The following is a 20,910-nucleotide window of genomic DNA, read 5'->3' on the forward strand; positions in this document are numbered from 1 at the left end:
TTATGCTGGTTTTGTAAAGACGGCCCACATCAAATTAATAAAAGGAAGTTGAATCAGTGCTTATGAGTTTTTGCTGCAGTATTCGACATTTTTTATGTTATCTAACGATAACATTATTTTGGATATGTATTAATCCGGTTACTGCCGCGCAGTTAACCGACTCGCAGCAAACATATTTGGACGCCAGAAAAGCCTTAGCACAAGGCAACATAAATCAATTTATCCAGTTAAGAAAACAGCTCGATGGCTACCCTTTAACTCCCTATCTTGATTTCCACGCCAATATCGACACTATCCTCGATTATCCAGGTACAAAAGCATTCACTGCAATTGAAGAGTTTAAGGACACACCTTTATATCAAAGTGCACGCTACCGTTATCTCATCAACGCAGGAAAAAAAAAGCGCTGGCAAGATTTTATTAAGATAAGCCCAGAACTTCCTCGCAACATTGTGTTGCAATGCTTTTATTACCACGCTCAATTAGCACAAAATAACACGCAAATAGCGTTCAAAGGAGCCGAAAGACTCTGGTTATATGGTCACTCTCGTCCAAAGGAGTGCGATCCACTGTTCAAAGCATGGGAAAAATCAGGTCATAGAACTCAGGAGCTACTCTGGTCGCGAATGCTACTCGCTTTTAACAGTAATGAGTTTGGCTTGTTGCGATATTTGGCCAACAAAACAACAGCTCACAAAACCGAAGCTCAACGACTATTATCTGTTTATAAAGATCCCCGTAGCCTAAGACATAGCAACAAATTTATGGCGAAAGCCCCTATCTATGGTGACATTGTCAATGCTGGGTTACGACGCTTAGCCAAAAAAGACCTCGAACAAGCAACAGCTCTATACTTAACCTATGAAAAGGCAAATCGTTTTAGTGACTATCAAGCCGCTAAACTCAGCCGCTTCTTAATAAAAAGGGTACTTGTGCGCCAAGAGTCCACATTAAAAACGTTTGTTGATCAACGTTTGCCATCCATCGATAGTGATGATTTAAAAGAACTTCGTTTACGTTGGGCCATTCGAGAGCAAGATAATTCAACCCTAGATACACTATTGCCGTTACTGACCGAAGATAAACGTGCAAAAGCGCGCTGGCAGTATTGGTTATCCCGAAGTCAAACCGCACAAAATAACCAACAGGAAATACTTAAAAAACTGGCGCAGCAACGTAACTTTTATGGATTTACTGCAGCGAACCAGTTAATGCAAGATTTTGAATTACAACATCAAGATACCGCCCCTGATAAAGCGCTTGCCTCAACGCTAACAAATGATCTCGGTTTTGCTAGAGTCGTCGAACTACTCGCTATCGATAAGCAAATCGATGCAAGAGCCGAATGGGTATTCCTGCTAAATAGACACAATAATGCGATGCGAGCGCAATATGCCCTGCTTGCACTGCAAAACCAATGGCACGATTTAGCGGTACAAGCCAGCATTCAGGGACAACTTTGGACAGATATGGATCTACGCTTTCCCTTAGCCGCTGATAACGCCTTTAATAAAGCGAGCAAACAAGCAGGTGTCGATATTGATGAGATTAGAGCCATCGCTAGACGAGAGTCGGCTTTTTATCCTTATGCAACATCGGGGGTCGGCGCTAGAGGGCTAATGCAGTTGATGCCGGCGACGGCAAAAGAGATCGCTAAGAAAAGCGGTATCAAGTATCGAAATCAAAAAAGCCTTTACGATGTAGAAATTAACACTCAATTAGGCAGTCGTTACTACGCCAGTCTACTTGAGCGCTTTGATAATAATCGCGTCTTAGCTACCGCTGCCTATAACGCTGGGCCCCATAGAGTCACCCGCTGGCTTAAACAGAGTAATGGGCAGCTCGATGTAATGGCGTTTATCGAATCAATCCCTTTCACTGAAACCCGAGAATATGTCCAAGCTGTATTAAGCTACAGAGTGATATATCAAACCAGACAGAATAAACCCGCTCAATTATTTTCGCAGCAGGAACTATCGTTTAAATATTAAGCCTTATTTAATCGCTTCATAAACGGGTTTTGACCCAACAAAACAAGTTAACATTGCGATAACAATTGATTGGTTTTGTTTATTTAAACAACGAACAGTCTTTTGTAACCACAAGATGCTTGGACAACAGCACAATATTGTGAATAATTATCATTTGCAAAAATGTATTGCTATTCTTAATGATAAATCTTTGCCAATTATATTTGAGCTGCGAATACCAACCTTTAGTCGATGTTCAAACGGGTGATATTTTCGCTTATGAAGCACTATCACGTTTCTACGACAAAAGTGACGAAACTATTGCGCCTAATTTGGTATTTGACCAATTACACCATAATTTAGCCCAACTAGGTCGCATTGAATTTGCAGCAAAACACCTCCAACTCAAACACGCTCCTAAACAAATGCCACTGTTTATCAATCTCGATCCCCATGCGATTAACTCGGCGATACTCAATCACTTTATCAAGTTGTTTCGCCCTCACCCAGCAATTACGATTGAGATAATAGAAAACACCTGTGTCAATGACGCCAAACGTTCATTAACCCTTGCAACTCATTTACAAGATGCACAGATCAATGTTGCACTAGACGATATAGGTGCGCCACATGCCATGCTGTCATTGCCCTTAATGGCCCAAATAGACTGCTTAAAGTTTGACAGAAGTTGGTTAGCAAAAATGACCGATTCTAAACAAAGGAATCTGCTCAACGCATTAATTAAATTTGGGAAATCATCATATAAAACAACGGTTTTAGAGGGCATTGAAACATCTAAAGATCTGTTGTTGGCGAAAGAGCTTAGCATCGATCTCGTACAAGGTTTTTTATACCGTCCGCAATTTATTAATCCGCCAGTGCGTCTATCGTTAGCGACTCTTTTATCACTCATCTGAGCGATTTAGTAACGATTCCATAGGTAAAAAAACTAGCCAAGTTGTTACAGATGTCGCATAGTTAATTTTCATTAACATCACTTTATAAAGTTCTTATTGAGCATTTAGGTGCTTAGCTTGAATCCATAATTCAAAGCAAAGACACTAGGGTCTGTTTTAGAAGGAGCTTCATGTCTCATCCAACCATTACGACACTACTAGCCCAACTGGACCGAGTATTACTGGGTAAACCTCACCAAATAAAATTGGCACTCACCTGTATCCTAGCAAAAGGGCATCTACTCATTGAAGATTTACCCGGTATGGGGAAGACCAGTTTATCGCAAGCGCTTGCTCAAAGTCTTGGGCTAAGCCATCAGCGAATACAGTTTACCAGTGACATGTTACCCTCTGATATTCTGGGTGTTTCAATATTCGATAAGGAACAATCCCAATTTATCTTTCATCCAGGTCCCATCTTTAAGCAGATGATATTAGCGGATGAAATTAACCGAGCGAGCCCTAAAACCCAAAGCGCGTTACTCGAGGCTATGGCCGAGCATCAAATCACCGTAGATGGAATAACCCATACGCTACCGAGTCCATTTTTCGTGATTGCCACCCAAAATCCCAGTGAACAATCGGGAACCTACCCACTTCCTGAATCACAATTAGATCGTTTTATGATGCGTTTATCTATAGGTTACCCTGATAGCAACGCCGAATTAGCCATGCTTAAAGGGCAAGATCTCTCACCGCAAAACCATCAATTACCGCAATGCCTAGATCCCATTACGCTACAGACTTTGCAACAAGAGGTTGCTGCCGTTAAGGCATCAGATGCACTACTACACTATATTTTGGCGTTAATTGCAGGCTCTAGACAGCTAAACGAGGGTTACGGCTTATCACCTCGCGCCAGTAAGGCACTACTCAATGCAGCCAAAGCGTGGGCCTTTATCGATGGGCGAAACTATATTGTTCCAGATGATGTTCAGGCGGTATTTACTGCCGTTGCGGAGCACAGATTACGCCATACTAGCCAGCAACAGGGTGAAGCACTGTCCCTGAAGCTACTTAATAGTATTAACCCGATCTTGTAAGCTAATGGCTTCCCACGCTGAGAATACTAATCCAATAATGAGTCCGCTACATCAATGGTGGCTCTCCTGGCTTTCAAGAAGACTTCCCGCCCAGCATAGCGTCACCTTAGCCCATAAAAGTATCTTTATCTTACCCACGGGCTTTGGTTTATTTTGGTTGTTGTTAGTGGTGCTGCTGTTTCTGTTTGGTACAAATTATCAAAATAACCTCGTTATTGGCCTCAGCATATTGCTCTTGAGCATTTTTAATACCTGTATCATCTACAGCTACCGCAACTTAGCGGGGATGACACTTGAAGCGAAAACAGGGCCTAACGTCTATGTGGGGCAAAGTGTTATCTACCCTATAGTGCTAAGCGCGGCACAAATTCAGCATAACGTCACCCTTAATTACCGCAGTAACCCAGTGCAAACGGTGGATCGTCTCGATGAACAAAAACAAACCGTGTTGCTGTCTTTTGCAAATACCTCCCGAGGCGTGGTTCACCCTGGTCGAATTAAGGTCGAATCCCGTTATCCACTGGGTTTATGCCGAGCATGGTCCAATATAGATTTAGACAATAGCCAGATTGTGTTTGCACAGCCTAAGCCGTCAGAGAACACCTTAACTCAGCACCAAAATCATGCAGCAGAAGAGTCACATCAACACGGTAAGACCGTCGTCGGCGTAGAAGAGTTTAAAAGCTTAAAACCCTATGTCACAGGAGAATCACTAAATCAGATAGCATGGAAGCAATTAGCCCAAGGGCGCGGTATGTTAACCAAAGAGTTTGAACAACCCCTTAGCGCACCGCAATGGCTCATTTTCGATCCAACCAGCCATGACACCGAACAACAACTCAGTGAGCTAACCTGGATGGTCGATCAACTTTCTCAACAAGAGCGGGTCTTCGGGTTGATATTACCAAGTAAAACAATCGCACCATCGGCCGGAGCGGCACACAGAGTCGCCTGTTTAACCGCGATTGCGACCTATCCTGAGCATGTGGGAGAGAGCCATGACGGATAGAGAGCAGGAGATCATTAGCCGTCATACCCTACTCTGGCTACTTATCGTCAATCTTGCGGTACTGCTGCCATTGTACGATAAAATGACCCCATGGAGCATGGCGATTTGTGGAATTTGTCTGTTGTGGCGAGTCGGTATTTTCGCAGGTAAAGTCGCTAGACCACCACGTTACTTAGTGACCATATTAGCCATTGGTTCAGCGGTGACTCTTGCACTTGTCACCTCTCAAATCGGGATGCTGAATGCCTTAGTTAACCTATTGATATTAGGCTACGCGCTAAAATATATCGAGATGCGAAGTCGCCGTGATGTGCGAGCAATTGTGATCGTCGGCTTTTTTGTTATCGCAATGACATTTATTGAAAAACAGAGTCTCTGGTTCACGTTGCAATTAACCTTAGTGGCAACCATCAACTTATGTGTGCTTGTCAGTCTATATAATAGCGATAATAAGCTCAGCAACACCGCAAAGCTTGGCGGCAAGCTGATGCTACAAAGTGTGCCACTGGCGCTATTGCTATTCATCGTATTGCCGAGATTACCACCCCTTTGGTTAGTGCCTAAGGCTAACAACGCCCAAACAGGCTTGTCCGATGAGGTTTCATTTGGCGATATTGGTAAACTGACAAAATCGGCAGCGTTGGCGTTTCGCGTTAGCTTTAATAATCAATCGCCAGCCAATAGCCAGCTCTATTGGCGCGCGTTAGTGATGGAAAACTATGATGGTAAAAAGTGGACCCAATCCGAACAAATAAAAAAAATAGAAGCGCTAAATCGCCGTGGGAACTATCGCCAAGCGCCTCAAGGCAGCGCGATAAACTATGACATCATTAGCGAACCGAGTTACCAACATTGGTTATTTGGTTTGGATGTGGCCTATAGCAGCGCGAACGATGTGATTAACCTCCCAGATGGACGGCTATACGCTATCAGTTCCCTCGATCAAAAATATCAATATTCGGTTAGCAGCTATCCTGATGCGATACTCGATAAAAGCCTGAGTGATGAAGGCCGAAAACGTAACCTACTCCTGCCGCAAAACAGTAATCCTAAAACCGCGCAGCTAGCACTGAAATTTAAACAGCAATACCCTAACGCCAAAGTGCGTCTTGACGCTATGATGAGTTACTTTAATACCTCGCCCTATTACTACACCTTGACTCCACCAGCCGTAGGCCCTCAACAACTCGATGATTTTTTGTTTGAAAATAAAGCAGGCTTTTGCGTTCACTACGCTAGTGCCTTCGCGTTTATGGCGCGTAAAACAGGCTTACCCGCTAGATTAGTCACTGGCTATCAAGGGGGCGAATGGAACCAAAGTGCGGGGTACATGAGTGTCTACCAGTATATGGCTCACGCTTGGGTAGAGGTGTGGCTCGAAGGCGAAGGCTGGGTGAGATTTGACCCCACAGCGATGATCGCGCCAGATAGGATCAACAATGGATTTGACGCGGTTTTTAATCCGGCACAAAGCTACCTACTTAACAGTCCTTTTAGCAGTTTGCGCCTGCGTCAATATCCACTGCTTAATAATCTCAGAATGTCCTTAGCCAGTATCGATTATTATTGGAGTAAATGGGTATTAGGCTTTGATAACGATAAACAAGAGCGGCTGCTAAAACAGTTATTAGGCGATATTACGCCGACTAAAATAGCCATCTTTGTGATCTGTGCAATGGGCGTCATAGGCCTAGCAATCGCTTACAGCGTGGGGTTGTTACAATTTACTCGCCAGCAAGATAGAGTGGTCGCGGGCTTTGAACAAATAAGTACTATGCTCGCCAAAAAGGGCTTAACCCGGCATACCATTGAGTCACCACGAGAATATAGCCAGCGAGTCATCATGGCTTACCCTCAATTGCAACAACCGTTAAGCCAGTTTATCGACTGCTACGTCAGTTTAAAATACAAACCGCTGGACGCTCAAAATAGGAAATCACTAATTCGTCAGTTCAAACATAGGCTCACACAGCTACGCATCGCAATTTTAAAACTGAATGGCCAAACTAAAAATGCTTGATGTTTTTTCACTCTAACTCTTTCAATATCGATAAAATTCTGATGAGTTTCAATAGACATCAATCGCCAATCCCATAGAATGGATGGATAAATAATTGGCCCAAAGCGTTAACCGCTAACAGGCCGAATAGAGAATAGGCAAAGTATGCTTTATTTGGTTCAATCTAATCGCATGGAATCTCTCGCGGCGCTATTGGCCGAGGAGCTAAAATCTCCGCTAGCGACAGCTTCATTACTCGAGAGTGAGCAAATTTTGGTGCAAAGCCCGGGAATGTCAACTTGGCTTCGCTTAGCGATCGCACAACACAATCAAATCGCTGCAGCGCTTGAGTTTCCGCTACCTTCAAGCTTTATTTGGCAACTTTGCCACACCTTGCTGCCTGATGTGCCAAAAGAAAACGCCTATACCAAACCAGCAATGACATGGAAGCTCATGGAGCTACTGCCAAGTCTGATTAATGAGCCGGTATTTGCTCCTTTGGCCCATTACCTTTGTGATGACCACATAATTGATGACGGCAAAGCGACTCACTCGTTAAAGCTATTCCAACTGTGCGGCCAGATAGCAGATATCTTCGACCAATATTTAGTGTACCGCCCTGACTGGATCCTTGCATGGGAAGCCAATGAGCCTTTATTACCCCCCAATAGTGACAAACTGGCGGAGGCTCAAGCGTGGCAACCTGTACTTTGGCGAGCGCTTATCAACTACAATAATCAACAGTTGGCCCAGAGCACTTATCACAGAGCCAACCTTCACCAAGCACTATTTGATACCTTGCAAGACGCTAATTGCCCACTCGATGGATTACCTAAGCGACTATTTGTCTTTGGTATCTCATCGATGGCGCCGCAAACCCTGCAAGTGCTCTATTTTTTGGCAAAACGCATCGATGTGGTGATGCTAAACCTCAGTCCTTGCCAACACTATTGGGGCGATATTGTCGATCCGCGACTTCGTGCCAGAATGGCCCTGCAATATGCCGACAAACAGCAGTTGTCGATGGACTGGGAAGATAAACTTGAGGTGGGTAACCCACTCCTTGCTAATAATGGCAAAATGGGCCGCGAACTGCTCGATCTCATCTTAGAGTTACCCGAAGAGGACACCAACTTTAATTTCGAGTGTTACCTTGACCCAGGCACAGAGACATTATTACACGGCGTACAACACGATATTTTAGAACTCTCCACTCGTGGGGAAAGCCTAGGGCCTGACGCAGCATTATATTTAAGCCTTGATAACAGGCGCGTTTTGTCACCCTTTGATGACTCTATTACGTTAAAAAGCTGTCATAGTCCACTACGTGAAATAGAAACCCTGCACGATCATCTATTAGCGCTACTTTCGCAATCGACTAACGATATTGCCGCGCGAGACATTGTGGTCATGATGCCCGATGTAGCAGCCTACGCCCCTTATATCGATGCGGTATTCGCGGCTAAAACAGGAGCGCATTATATCCCCTACGCCATTGCTGATCGCGGTGCTGCCCAAGAGTCACCATTGATCAGCAGTTTTCTCACCCTGCTAACCATTAATCAAAGCCGTTTTGCACTCACAGAAATCTTAAGCATCCTTGAAGTGCCTGCCGTACTGCGACGATTTGAGCTTAGCGATGACGAGTTCGCCATTATTAGGCAGTGGCTAGACCAAGCAGGCGTGCGTTGGGGCCGAGATGCCGAAGGTCGACGCGCTCAGCAATTACCGCCGTTTGAGCAAAACTCTTGGGCATTTGGGATCAAGCGTTTAATACTCGGTTACAGTTTCAGCGATCAACCTGCCATCTATCAAGAAAGCTTAGCCCTAGATGGTATCGAAGGCCAAGCCGCGCAAGCGCTGGGTAAACTGCTTAATTTTGTTGAAGCGATAGATGCGTTTTCTAACGCCCTTCAACGCAGCTGCCCACTGGATATCCGAACCGCTCAATTACAGGAACTGGTGGATGAGTTTTACTGCTGTGACGATGAGGAACTCACACAAGTTCAAGAGATCCGCAGCGCCATTTCGCGTCTTAATGAAGAGTTAGCACAAGCGAAATACAGCAGTGATCTCGATATCAAAGTTTTACAAAATTGGTTTGTTAGCCACTTATCTGAATCTCGTGTCGGACAGCGCTATCTTGCCGGCAGCGTTAACTTTTGTACCTTGATGCCGATGCGTTCGATCCCCTTCAAGGTGGTCTGTTTACTCGGAATGAATGATGGTGTCTATCCACGAGTTCAGCACCCTGTAGGATTCGACTTAGTCGCGCAATTTGGCCCTCGTAAGGGTGATCGTTCCCGCAGGCTCGATGACAGATATCTATTTCTTGAAGCGCTTTTATCCGCAAGAGAGCAACTTTATATCAGTTACATTGGTCATAGCGAACGCGATAATAGCGAGCGTATCCCTTCGATGTTGGTGTCAGAGCTTATCGAGTACTGTCAGCTTTGCTATTTGCCGCAGGCATTAAGTGATACCGCACAAACCGATACGCCCACACCAGAACAAGTTGAGCAAATTGAACAAGCCATCTTTGCGCAGCTCGTCAGCGAGCAACCTTTGCAACCTTTCGATGAACGTTTATATCAAGCATCTTTAGCGTCAGAAGACAGTGAAGTAGTCGGTAAAAGATTACCCCAAAGCTATAATCCTCAGTGGTGTCCAATTTCGCGTAATGACGCCACATTACAAAGTAATACTATGCAAGCTGAGACGACGTTGGTTAATAAACCTGCTGCTCATGTTATTGATCAAGCCTTTATTACCGAACCATTATCTATCGAACAAAGCTCATCAGATAATGAATTAGAACTATCGGCACTGATCCGCTTTTTTAGAAATCCTGCACAGTTCTTTTTTAATCGCTCGTTAAAACTCGATCTAGGGCTAAACATTCAAGCAGATGATAACGATGAACCTTTTGCTCTTAATCCACTGTCACGCTATCAACTGCAAGCATTGCTCATCGATGACGCCATAAAAGCGGGTGAAGAACAGCCAGATGAAACCTTGCTACATAAGCTGAAATTGGCGGGCCAGCTACCGCTTAAACCCTTCGATGATCTGCTACTTGATCAATATCTTCACGATATTAAGCCACTGATTAGCAGATCTAATTACCTTAAAGGCGAGCAAACACACTCAATAGAGATAAATATTGCCCTTAGTGATCGACAAACCACCCAACTTGTCGGGCGTATCGACGCCATTTCGGCTAAAGGCTTAATCAATTATCGCCCTGGTACCGCAAATGCTCGCGATCTTATTCGGGTTTATCTACGGCATCTGTGTCTATGTGCCATGCAGGAAAATAGGACCATAACTGCTAAACATCCCTTTATCGGCAATCAACCCAGTTATCTTTTAGATATCGGGCACTTTCATGCCTTTGCGCCTATAAGCGCTACAGAAGCTGTCAAGCTGCTAACCGTTTGGGCCGATTATTTTCATCAAGGACAAAGCAAACCATTGATGTTTATTCCACGCACCGCCATGGCCTATGTTGAAGCAGAAGGCAGTCATGAAGAAAAACTCATCGACGCGCAAAAACAGTGGCTGGATGAACAAGGTGCTATAGGTGAAGGACTCGAGCCCCATTACCAGCGTTTGTACTGTTTCCCCGACGATTTTAGCGAAACCCAATTTGGCTTGCTTGCACAAACCTTGCTAGAACCTTTGCTGAGTCTGCATCACAAGGCGCCTTTGGCTGAATTAAGCAATTTCGTGGAGGGGTGCTAATATGGCGAGCGAAAAACTCAATACCCTAACCCTGCCGTTCACTGGCTCACGCTTAATTGAGGCCAGTGCTGGTACAGGAAAAACCTATACCATTGCAGGGCTTTATATTCGCTTACTTTTGGGTCATGGGATCCCAGAGCCACTTCGCTGCGAACAGATCTTAGTGGTCACCTTTACTAACGCTGCAACCGGTGAGTTAAGGGACAGGATCCGTAAAAAAATCCAACTCGCCTACCGTCGCTTTATCGGTATGCCCGTTAACGATGAGTTGATTGAGCAGCTTTACCAACAGACAGAAAAAGAGGCATTACCACTGGCACAAAAGCGCCTAGATTTAGCGCTCAAATCACTCGATGAAGCAGCCATCTTTACCATCCATGGTTTCTGCCAACGGATCCTCGCCGATATGGCATTTGAATCCTCATTGCTATTTGAGTCTGAATTTACCTTAGATGACAGTGAATTTTTACATCATGCCGTTAGGGATTTTTGGCGTGAAACCTGCTATCCGCTGCCGCCCTATTTAGCGCAGATCATTCAAACCAAGTTTAGCGATCCTGATGCATTAGCTCAGCAACTGCGTCCATTACTTGGCGCTAGCCAAGCTAAAGCCAACCCAGAGCCGAGTGAATTTAGTACTATTTCGGCAGCATTAACGCAAAGTCTCAATAGACTTAAACTTATCTGGCCAAGAGAGCGGGACAACATAGAGCAACTATTGCATCAACTTCCGCTAAACGGCACCCGATTTGGAAAGAAAGATCAGGGTTATCCAAAGTTGGCAGTCATGCTTGAGGCGATGGATAACTGGGCGAGGTTTAGTCAATCACTCCCCGATTTAAAAGTATTAGACGCCCTATCACTAGGCAATCTAAAACTGAATAAAGGCGGTGAGATCCCAACCGCGGAGCAAGCGCCATTACTTGCACACATTGAGATCTTACATCAATTAGTTAAGCAATTTGTACCCAGCTTTCTGTTTGCCGCCCGCAGAGGGATATCGGCGCGATTTGCTCAGCAGAAAACCGAGCGTAATCTGCTCACACCAGATGATTTGTTAATCACCCTCGCTGGTGCGCTGACGGCATCGCCGCATCTTAATGTTCAAGACATTAATCCAAGCACAAGTGAGCAAACCGCTAGTGATGAAGCGACTGAAAATAAAGCCAATATAGCCGCTCACAGCCAAACCTTGGCCGCGACTATCGCAAAGCGCTTTCCTATTGCACTCATCGATGAGTTTCAGGATACAGACCCTCTTCAATATCAAATATTTAGTAGTATCTATCAAACGACACTGTCGTCAGCTTCTGCTGGTGCTCAAAGCCTATTGATGATTGGCGATCCTAAACAGGCCATCTATGCCTTTAGGGGCGCCGATATTCATACCTATATCGACGCCCGCATTAACACCGAGCACCATTACAGCCTCGATACCAATTTCCGATCTAGTCGTCATATGATTGAGGGCGTCAATCAACTCTTTAGCCAACATCAAGACCCTTTTATTAGCCAGTCTATTCCCTTTGAGCGTGTCGCACCATCGCCATTTTCCGATGATAAACGCTTAATCGAGGCAACAGAAAATAGCAGTGCGCTGCGCATCAAACTGCTTGGTGAAGACCCCGACAAAGGATTAAATAAAGCAACTGCCAGAAAATGGTTAGCAGAGGATGCTTGTAATGAAATTGCGCGGCTATTGATCGAAGCACAAAATGGCAAATGCTTTATAAGTGACAAGGTTAAAGGTGATAAGCCACTAAAGGCTAAAGACATTGCGGTATTGGTTAGAGACCGCAATGAAGCGGCTTATATCAAAGCTGCACTGAGTGATCGTCAAATTGGCGCTGTATTTCTTAGCCGCGATAGCGTGTTTAGTACCTTGGAAGCCAAAGAGCTTGCCTTAGTACTTATTGCCATAGCCAATCCAAAAGATGAGCGAGCGCTGCGCAGTGCATTAGCCACCCAATTACTTGGCTTTAGCGCCGTTGAGATCCATCAGTTTAATCACCAAGAAGAGAGCCGCCAAACACTGCTTGAGCAGTTTTACGAGTTGCATCAAATTTGGCAACGTCGCGGCGTAATGCCATGTCTACTTGCAATGGCAAGAGACACACATCTGATTGAGCGGTTATTAGCAACAGAAGATGGTCAACGACGGCTGACCGATTTCAGGCATTTAGGAGAGCTACTGCAACAAAAGGCCACCGAACTCGACGGTGTCAATGCCCTGCTCAATTGGTATCAACAAGCCTTACTCGAAAACCACAGCGCAGAGGAAGCTCAACTTAGGCTTGAAAGCGAACAAAACCTAGTACAAATCGTCACTATTCATAAGAGTAAGGGGCTTGAGTACCCGGTTTGCTTCGTGCCTTTTGTGAGTTTAGCGAGGGATAATCGCCGTAAACCTGCGCCAATGCTTTATCACCAAAACAATGAATTAATATGGGATATTGAACAAACCGATGACGGTTGGTCACTCAGCAAACGGGAAAATTTGGCAGAGGATCTGCGTCTACTTTACGTAGCCCTTACCCGCCCAGTACTGGCCTGTTATCTCTATATTGCCAACCACAGCCGTTTTACTAAAAAAGCGGGTATTAGCAGTCAGCTACATGAAACCGCCATAGGTTATCTGTTAGGGATTGAAGATGCTAACTGTGAGATTGGTGATATTGAAACGAAAGCTGAAAAACTTAAAAGTGAGGCTATTAGCGTCAATTTGATTGAATCTATCGCCGATGCGACGCCCCTGCCGCAGGTGATTGACGACAGCCAAATGCTCGCACCTAAACCCTTACAGCGCACGCTAACCACGCCTTGGCGTGTTGGCAGTTACTCTGGGCTTGTTAAAGATATGCCCCATGAGCGTGTATCTCCTGGTCGTGACGATGAGGCATTTGCTGCGCTGGAGATGATCGACGAAGAAAGGGAACAACAAGCATCACGCTTTACGTTTGAGCGCGGTGCAAATGCCGGTAGCTTTATGCATTTAGTCTTAGAGCTCATCGATTTTACCAAGGCAGAGCAGGATCTCTGTGAGCAACTGCCAAGTGCGATGGAAAAATATGGCATCGACTGTAGCTGGAAGGATATTTTACAGCAATGGTATCTCGATCTGTTAAGTGCACCACTTGCTCGTCATGAAACGTATTCTAGCTCGAACCTTAATAGCTCTAAAGATCCTAGCGCTGAGCATGAGTTATCACTTAGCCAGCTGTCACCTAAGCAAACTATGGTGGAAATGGAGTTTTATATGCCTATCTCAACGCTCCAGGCTTATGCACTTAATCAACTGCTAGGGGAATATGGCTATATAATGTCGCTCTCATTTGACACTTTACAGGGGATGTTAAAAGGCTTTATCGATTTAACCTTCGAGCATAACGGTCAGTTTTTTATTGCCGATTATAAATCTAATCACTTAGGCGATGATTTTAGTTGTTATCAACAGCCTCAGATGCAACATGCAATCACCAGCCATAGATATGACTTGCAGTACATTATCTACACCTTAGCACTCCATCGCTATTTGGGCGTGCGTTTGCCAAGCTACGACTATGATAGCCATATAGGCGGTTGCTACTATCTATTTCTGCGCGGCATGTCGACTCAAACGCCTGGCAGTGGGGTGTTTTACGATAAGCCGCCAAAGGCATTAATAGAGCGACTCGATCAACTGTTAAAGCAAGATCAACAACAACAGCCGGCAAACGATTTAACAATAAATACAGCAAATGATGCATCAGTTAATCAAGCAATGCCCCAACAAACGGAGCTAGACCTATGATCGAGCTTCAAAAGCCATTAGCTGAGTTGTTAAAAGAGTGGCAAGAGCTGCGTATACTAACCCCACTTGATCGCCATTTTGCGCTGCAGATGACAAGTCTGCATCCGCAAAGTACGCCGCTGTTTACCCTTATCTGCGCCCTACTGAGTCGCCAGCTGTCCATGCAACACACCTGTTTGCCCCTCGAGCAGATAAACCTCGCCAATCCGCTGAGCGAGCAGCAAGCTCAATGCAGCATCACGGCGCCGCTACAGAAGATTATCGACACCTTAGCCGCATCGGATGCGGTCGGTTTAGCCCCCAAACAACTGGATAAACCTTTGATCCTCGATGGTTCACTGCTCTATCTACAACGCTATTACCAATTTGAATCTAAAGTGGGAGAAAAGCTTAACACCCTGTCACAAGCCATCGAGCTAACTGATATCGAATCGTCCACTCAGATGCTAACCAGTCTCTTTCCTGAAACTGAAATGCAATATGATTGGCAGAAGATCGCCACCGCAACCGCACTGACGCAAAAACTGGCGGTGATCACCGGCGGCCCAGGCACAGGCAAAACCACGACAGTGACCAAACTCTTACTGCTATTGTGTCAGCAAAACCCAATGACGATTCGCTTAGTGGCGCCAACAGGTAAAGCCGCCGCCCGATTAAGCGAGTCGATTAAAGCCTCAAAAGCAAGGCTTGCCAATGAATTGGCGTCATATACTGATACTTTGGATCTCGAAAAACTGGCCCTTGTCCCCGAAGAGGCATCGACGCTGCACAGATTACTAGGAGTGATCCCAAACTCTCATCGTTTCAGGCACCATAGCGACAATCCGTTGAGACTCGACCTATTAGTTGTCGATGAAGCATCTATGGTCGATCTACCAATGATGTATAAGTTACTCGACGCCCTCCCCGCCCATGCACGACTGATATTATTAGGAGACCAAGATCAGCTGGCATCGGTTGAAGCCGGTGCCGTGCTTGCCGATATTTGTGCAGGCCTAAAAATAGAGGGGGATAAACCCGCTGGCAGTGACAAATGGACCATGCGCTACTCTAGCAGTAAAGCCTTGCTACTCAGCAAATTGACCACGACCGACTTAAGCCAGTTCATCTCGCCAGCTCCCAAACTGGGCGACAGCTTAGTCATGCTAATGCACAGTCATAGATTTAAAGGCGATGCGGGGATTGGATTACTCGCCTCGGCGGTCAATAGCAGCGATCTCAACCAGATAAAGCAAGTTTGGCAGCGCGGTTATCAAGAGCTGTTATGGATTGAACACCAACCAACGGCGCAAAATAACCTTGGGCTTAGTGAGCTACTGACGCTAAGTGTCGAGCAATATCGCTATTATCTGAGTGCAATCATCGACAGCCGACATTCACCAGTTGAGATCATCGAGCGCTTTAACCAATACCGGATTTTATGCGCTATGCGAGCCGGAGAATATGGTGTAGATGGGGTAAACGCCGCAGTGACTCAGGCGTTATCTGACGCCAAGCTGATCACACCGCAAAGTGAGTTTTATGCTGGGCGCCCAGTAATTATCCAAAGCAACGATTACAATCTCGGCCTATTTAATGGTGACATTGGGGTTATTTTGCCAGATAGCGAACATCAGCAGCGACTCATGGCGCATTTTGTTCAAGCCGATGGCAGTTTACTCAAAGTACTGCCCGCACGGCTACCCACCCATGATACCTGCTTTGCAATGACGGTTCATAAAAGCCAAGGCAGTGAATTTAATCAAGTCGCGTTAGTGATGCCACTCAAGCCGAGTGTCGCCCAACGACAATTGTTAACTAAAGAACTGGTCTACACAGCGATCACTCGAGCGAAACAGCATTTTGCCTGCTTAGGTAGTCAGCGGGTGTTTGAGCAAGCTTGTAAGCAAGCCACACAACGCGCCTCAGGACTAGCCAAACGTTTATGGCAGTAGTTAACGAATACCAATCAATATCTGTGATTTGCGAATATAAAAACAGCAATCAATCGCTGGCGATGATAGCAAAACTTGCATAAAACTATCAGCACGGCATAGTGAGCATGCAATTTGACATTCAGTAGCAAACGGAGACCCAATGAGTCCGATAAATCTTTTACTTTTGTGTGGCGGTGGTGGTGATGAACACGCCATCTCACTTTTATCAGCTAACTATTTTGAAACCTCATTGGCTAAACTCGACCACATCAATGTGTTGCGTGTTGAACTGGATGCTAAGGGTCAATACACCACCAAGTCCGGTGAGCCGTGCGAGCTGAATAACCGCAAAGAGATCCGTTTTGAAGACGCTGCAATCTCACCTTGGCCGGTGGATTATGTTATTCCATGTATCCATGGCTATCCAGGCGAAACTGGTGATATTCAGTCCTATTTTGACCTGATCAATCTGCCTTACTTTGGGTGTGACTCTGAAGGGTCGAGTAATTGCTTCAACAAGATCACCGCTAAGATGTGGTTTACGGCACTTGGGATCCCTAATACGCCCTATATTTTCCTCAACCAACTCGATGAGGAGTCAATCGAGCAGACTCACAATGCGCTTAAGCAGTGGGGATCTATTTTCATTAAGGCGGCATCACAAGGTTCTTCGGTTGGCTGTTATCGTGTCGACAATGTTGGTGAAATTGAGCAAACCTTAACCGATGCATTTCGTTATGCACCTTACGTTGTCGTAGAAAAAACCATCAAGGCGCGTGAGCTTGAAGTTGCTGTGTATCAGTACAAAGGGAAAACAGTCGCGACACTGCCAGGTGAAGTCATTTGCGCCAGTGATACGTTTTATACCTTCGATGAAAAATATGCGGCCGATAGCAAGGCGACCACTAAGGTGGTCGCAGAGGTTTCAGACGCTATCGCCACGCAAATTCAGCAGTATGCCATCAAGGTTTTTGACGGCATGAAGTTACGTCATCTGTCACGCATTGACTTTTTCTTAACTGAAGATGGGGAAATATTATTGAATGAGATCAATACCTTTCCAGGACTCACGCCAATTTCGATGTTTCCAAAGATGCTCGCCAACCACGGAGATGATTTTAGCCAGTATCTGAATGAAACGATCAATAATGGCATCGAGGACAAGTGTGTTAGATAGTTAATCCAAAGAATTAATCTAAACAATAATGCTAAAAGGGAGCCAAATGGGCTCCCTTCTTATATCCAGTCAATTATTCAAGGCGCTGTTATTCTGCGTCGAGTAGCCTTGAGTTACCAATCTCAATCTTACGTGGCTTTAACGCTTCGGGGATCTCACGTTTAAGATCGATATTCAGTAAGCCGTTTTCTAAATCTGCACCAATCACAGTAACGTAATCGGCGAGCTGGAAAGTACGTTCAAATCCGCGCTCTGCAATCCCTTGATACAAGTATTTACGCTCGCTATCTTGCTCAGCCTTAATGCCTTTAACCACCAGCTTGTCGCCTTCGCTGGTAATGTCTAATTCTTGCATCGAAAACCCTGCAACGGCCATAGTAATTCGGTAACGGTGCTCGTCAAGCAGTTCGATGTTGTATGGAGGATAACCGGAATTCCCTTTGTTCGATGCAGCATGCTCGGCAAGCTGGGCTAAACGATCGAAACCAATGGCACTGCGGTATAGGGGAGTTAAATCATAATTACGCATCTTTATATCCTTGTATTAAGCAATATTAGTTTATGTTGGCCAGCTCTCAATGACAGATCTGTCATCTTGCTGCACCGATAAATAAAAATTAAGCAAAACATTAACCATACAGCCCCGAAGGCACTGTTTAGCGGTTAACTTAGGAACCTCATTGAGCGTCCCATACTCACTATATGTGGATAGCGTTTTATGATTTCAAGAGACAATATAAAAATATTTTCAAATTTCATTTTTGATATCTGGATACGTTAGGTGATTCTGTAGATATTGATAAGAATAATCCCACCTCCTAGAACCACTTGCAGATAAACTTGGAGTCAGCCTCAACCATCAATTTCGATTGCCTTATAACCTCTGTATAGAGCAAAGATCGTTGTTGAAATAGGTAATAACTGGCAAGCAACATACATTATTGCGGCTTAAAAATAAAAAAAGCAGCCTGGCGGCTGCTTTTTTCTGTAAGGTCAAATTAACGCTTACAAGCTAATGGACTATTACTATTCAAGAACTGAATGTCACCCGCAACTGGAGCATAATCGGTAGCTTTGATATCACCTTTATCTTTAAAGTAGGTATAAAGCACTTCGGCATCAACATAACCAGTTTGAACTGGGTTTAACTTAGGATAGCCGTCGCCACCAGCCGCGTTAAAGCTTGGCACAGTGAAGGTATATGTCGCATCAGCAGCATAGCCTTTTCCATTGATATCGTTGATAGAAACGGTTTTAGCTTCACAATCAACATCCATTTTAATACCCGCCAGCTGCGGATAAGCACCAGAACCAGACTCTCCCACATCAAATGTCGCAACAACATTTAAGTATTCAGTCAATTCGGCACCCGTCATAGTGCTTAAGGTAAGCATGTTACCAAATGGCTGCACAGTTAGTACGTCTCGATAAGAGATATCACCCGCTTCAATTGATGCTCGCACCCCACCAGAGTTCATTACACCAACATCAGCATTCACTTTTGAACGCTGTGCTTCTGCAACCAATTGACCTAGGTTAGTCTGCATCTTGCGGACATTTGCACGCTCACCATCGAGTAAACCATCGGTGTTTGCAATAATTTCGTCAAGTTGGCCTTGACCACGCTCTTGATAGTAAGAAAGTAGCTCTTTAAGCGCAGCATCAGGTTCAATAGCCTCACCCACTAGTTCTTTCGTTTCTTCACCGTTTGCATCGGTGACTTTCTTAAGTAAGTTAACGGGCACGAGTTTGTAACTTGCTAGATGAAGTTCACCATTGAAATATTCAAAATCAGCACGGCCAACATACTTACCCCATTCGTGAGCTTGCATAATGTAGGTGCCATTTTGCTGATCTGGAGCACACTCATCGCCAGGTGTGAAATCAGCGTATTCGCCGCCTTCCATACACACAGGGTTTTGAGAGTGACCACCAATAACGGCTTGTAATTCACCTTGTGCCAATGCGTTAGCTAAAGCGACATCACCTGGAGCGTTGCTACCATTCTCTCCATTAGCGTAATGACCCATATGAGTAGTTGCAAAGATAAGGTCTGCCGCTTTAGCATCCTTAATCTCTTTAATTACTTTTGCCGCTTCTTCTTTTGGATCGGTAAATGTGAGACCTGAGATAAATTCTGGATTACTAATCTTAGCTGTATCTTCAGTGGTTAAACCGATAACTGCAATTTTCACACCGTTAACGTCAAACACTTTATAAGCGTCAAAATAACGTGTACCGTCCGCTCTGTAGATGTTTGCCGCCAGCATTGGGAAGTTAGCAATTGAGCGCTGTGAGTCTAATACAGCCAATGGATTATCGAACTCATGATTACCGACAGCCATTGCATCGTAACCAATATCATTCATCCCGATAAAATCAGGAACCGCGTCTTGCAGATCAGACTCTGGAACACCTGTATTAATATCACCACCAGATAGCAATAGCGTTTCACCGCCGTTAGCTGCAACTTCTGCGCGGATCTGTTCGATCAACGTCTTACGAGCCGCCATACCATATTCGCCATCTTTGTTTTCCCAGAAACGACCATGGTTATCGTTAGTGTGTAATACCGTAAAAATAGTACAAGCATCGCCAGCTTCTGCACATGTTGTTGGTGCTTTATCATCATCGCTGCTATTACAACCTGCAAGAGCTGCAAGTATTGCAGTCGCAACTAATCCTTTAATAAGCTTATTTGTCATTACATCAACCCCTAGATTATCTTTTTTATTAACCATATGATTTTCAACAGCGAACGGCTTAATTTCGCTGTGAAGCATAATATCAAACAATAACAACTAAATGTGGCATTTTTATGAACAGAATTGAGGTAAATGTTTATTTTAAAAGCACTTTAATCCATCAATTGTCCATATTTAAGAACAAGCATCTAACCTAATTGGGGATTTAAAATGAAATAAAAAATAGCGAAGATCCATTAAACGCAATTAAATCTAGCAACTTGAAAACCCTATTCGTAATCAAGTTATTCTCCTGCTAAAAAGACACTGCTCCGCGGGCGAAGATCACAAAATTAGAGAATTTTCACACTAAATCAACCTTTGCTAATCCAGCATGAGACGATAAACACTAATTTTACCTATTTTGCGGCCTAAATAACGTTTACATTTATAAATTCAGCTTAAACGAGCATCGAATGTTAATTAAGTATTTCACCCATTGATATTCACTCGCTTGCCAAGCTCTCTAGCTGTGACCTAGATAGCAAAAAGACCTAATACATTTTAGGTCTTTAAAATCTGTCAATAACTCTAAGTTAACACCTACATAGTCAAGCTTCAT

At 44.6% G+C, this 20,910-nt stretch carries 11 protein-coding genes; 9 read left to right on the top strand and 2 right to left on the bottom strand.

Annotated features, from left to right (window positions below):
• Positions 1-62 precede the first annotated feature (62 nt).
• From K0I62_RS11070 to K0I62_RS11110, 9 genes are all read left to right on the top strand, one after another.
• The gene (locus tag K0I62_RS11070) at positions 63-1,991 is read left to right on the top strand and encodes a transglycosylase SLT domain-containing protein (protein ID WP_220071352.1); all 1,929 of its coding nucleotides are present in this window, start codon (positions 63-65) and stop codon (positions 1,989-1,991) included.
• Between the two features lie 179 nt (positions 1,992-2,170).
• Positions 2,171-2,887: an EAL domain-containing protein gene (locus K0I62_RS11075; protein ID WP_220068208.1), complete on the top strand. Its 717-nt coding sequence runs from the start codon at positions 2,171-2,173 to the stop codon at positions 2,885-2,887.
• A gap of 170 nt (positions 2,888-3,057) precedes the next feature.
• Complete coding sequence (locus K0I62_RS11080; protein WP_220068209.1) at positions 3,058-3,969, top strand: AAA family ATPase; 912 nt, start codon at positions 3,058-3,060, stop codon at positions 3,967-3,969.
• A gap of 37 nt (positions 3,970-4,006) precedes the next feature.
• Positions 4,007-4,978, top strand: coding sequence for a DUF58 domain-containing protein (locus K0I62_RS11085; RefSeq protein ID WP_220068210.1), 972 nt, complete (start codon positions 4,007-4,009; stop codon positions 4,976-4,978).
• The gene (locus tag K0I62_RS11090; RefSeq protein ID WP_220068211.1) at positions 4,968-6,998 is read left to right on the top strand and encodes a transglutaminase TgpA family protein; all 2,031 of its coding nucleotides are present in this window, start codon (positions 4,968-4,970) and stop codon (positions 6,996-6,998) included. Before K0I62_RS11085 ends, K0I62_RS11090 begins: the two co-directional genes overlap by 11 nt.
• 144 nt (positions 6,999-7,142) lie before the next feature.
• Positions 7,143-10,721 carry an exodeoxyribonuclease V subunit gamma gene (recC, locus tag K0I62_RS11095; protein WP_220068212.1) on the top strand — a complete coding sequence of 1,193 codons (3,579 nt, stop codon included), beginning with the start codon at positions 7,143-7,145 and terminating at the stop codon, positions 10,719-10,721.
• Between the two features lies 1 nt (position 10,722).
• Positions 10,723-14,511, top strand: coding sequence for an exodeoxyribonuclease V subunit beta (recB, locus tag K0I62_RS11100; protein WP_220068213.1), 3,789 nt, complete (start codon positions 10,723-10,725; stop codon positions 14,509-14,511).
• Entirely contained in the window at positions 14,508-16,445 is a 1,938-nt protein-coding gene (gene recD / locus K0I62_RS11105) for an exodeoxyribonuclease V subunit alpha (protein WP_220068214.1), read from the top strand. The genes recB and recD overlap by 4 nt, the downstream gene beginning before the upstream one ends.
• Positions 16,446-16,587: 142 nt before the next feature.
• Positions 16,588-17,604, top strand: a complete 1,017-nt coding sequence (locus K0I62_RS11110; RefSeq protein ID WP_220068215.1) for a D-alanine--D-alanine ligase — start codon at positions 16,588-16,590, stop codon at positions 17,602-17,604.
• An 88-nt stretch (positions 17,605-17,692) separates the two neighbouring features.
• Here the strand turns inward: K0I62_RS11110 and K0I62_RS11115 are convergent, their stop codons facing one another.
• Together K0I62_RS11115 and ushA are read right to left on the bottom strand one after the other, a co-directional pair.
• On the bottom strand, positions 17,693-18,133 hold the full coding sequence (locus tag K0I62_RS11115) for an Hsp20 family protein (RefSeq protein ID WP_220068216.1): 441 nt from the start codon (positions 18,131-18,133) through the stop codon (positions 17,693-17,695).
• 469 nt (positions 18,134-18,602) lie between these two features.
• The gene (ushA, locus tag K0I62_RS11120; RefSeq protein ID WP_220068217.1) at positions 18,603-20,309 is read right to left on the bottom strand and encodes a bifunctional UDP-sugar hydrolase/5'-nucleotidase UshA; all 1,707 of its coding nucleotides are present in this window, start codon (positions 20,307-20,309) and stop codon (positions 18,603-18,605) included.
• Positions 20,310-20,910 lie beyond the last annotated feature (601 nt).

It is taken from the genome of Shewanella psychrotolerans, assembly GCF_019457595.1.
In the GTDB taxonomy this organism is placed as follows: domain Bacteria; phylum Pseudomonadota; class Gammaproteobacteria; order Enterobacterales; family Shewanellaceae; genus Shewanella; species Shewanella psychrotolerans.

Excerpts from the sequence above, each read along its gene's own strand:
- recC (WP_220068212.1), top strand. The coding sequence starts at position 7,143 with ATGCTTTATTTGGTTCAATCTAATCGCATGGAATCTCTCGCGGCGCTA.
- K0I62_RS11090 (WP_220068211.1), top strand. The coding sequence starts at position 4,968 with ATGACGGATAGAGAGCAGGAGATCATTAGCCGTCATACCCTACTCTGG.
- K0I62_RS11110 (WP_220068215.1), top strand. The coding sequence starts at position 16,588 with ATGAGTCCGATAAATCTTTTACTTTTGTGTGGCGGTGGTGGTGATGAA.
- K0I62_RS11070 (WP_220071352.1), top strand. The coding sequence starts at position 63 with ATGAGTTTTTGCTGCAGTATTCGACATTTTTTATGTTATCTAACGATA.
- recD (WP_220068214.1), top strand. The coding sequence starts at position 14,508 with ATGATCGAGCTTCAAAAGCCATTAGCTGAGTTGTTAAAAGAGTGGCAA.
- recB (WP_220068213.1), top strand. The coding sequence starts at position 10,723 with ATGGCGAGCGAAAAACTCAATACCCTAACCCTGCCGTTCACTGGCTCA.
- K0I62_RS11115 (WP_220068216.1), bottom strand. The coding sequence starts at position 18,133 with ATGCGTAATTATGATTTAACTCCCCTATACCGCAGTGCCATTGGTTTC.
- K0I62_RS11085 (WP_220068210.1), top strand. The coding sequence starts at position 4,007 with ATGAGTCCGCTACATCAATGGTGGCTCTCCTGGCTTTCAAGAAGACTT.
- K0I62_RS11075 (WP_220068208.1), top strand. The coding sequence starts at position 2,171 with ATGATAAATCTTTGCCAATTATATTTGAGCTGCGAATACCAACCTTTA.
- K0I62_RS11080 (WP_220068209.1), top strand. The coding sequence starts at position 3,058 with ATGTCTCATCCAACCATTACGACACTACTAGCCCAACTGGACCGAGTA.
- ushA (WP_220068217.1), bottom strand. The coding sequence starts at position 20,309 with ATGACAAATAAGCTTATTAAAGGATTAGTTGCGACTGCAATACTTGCA.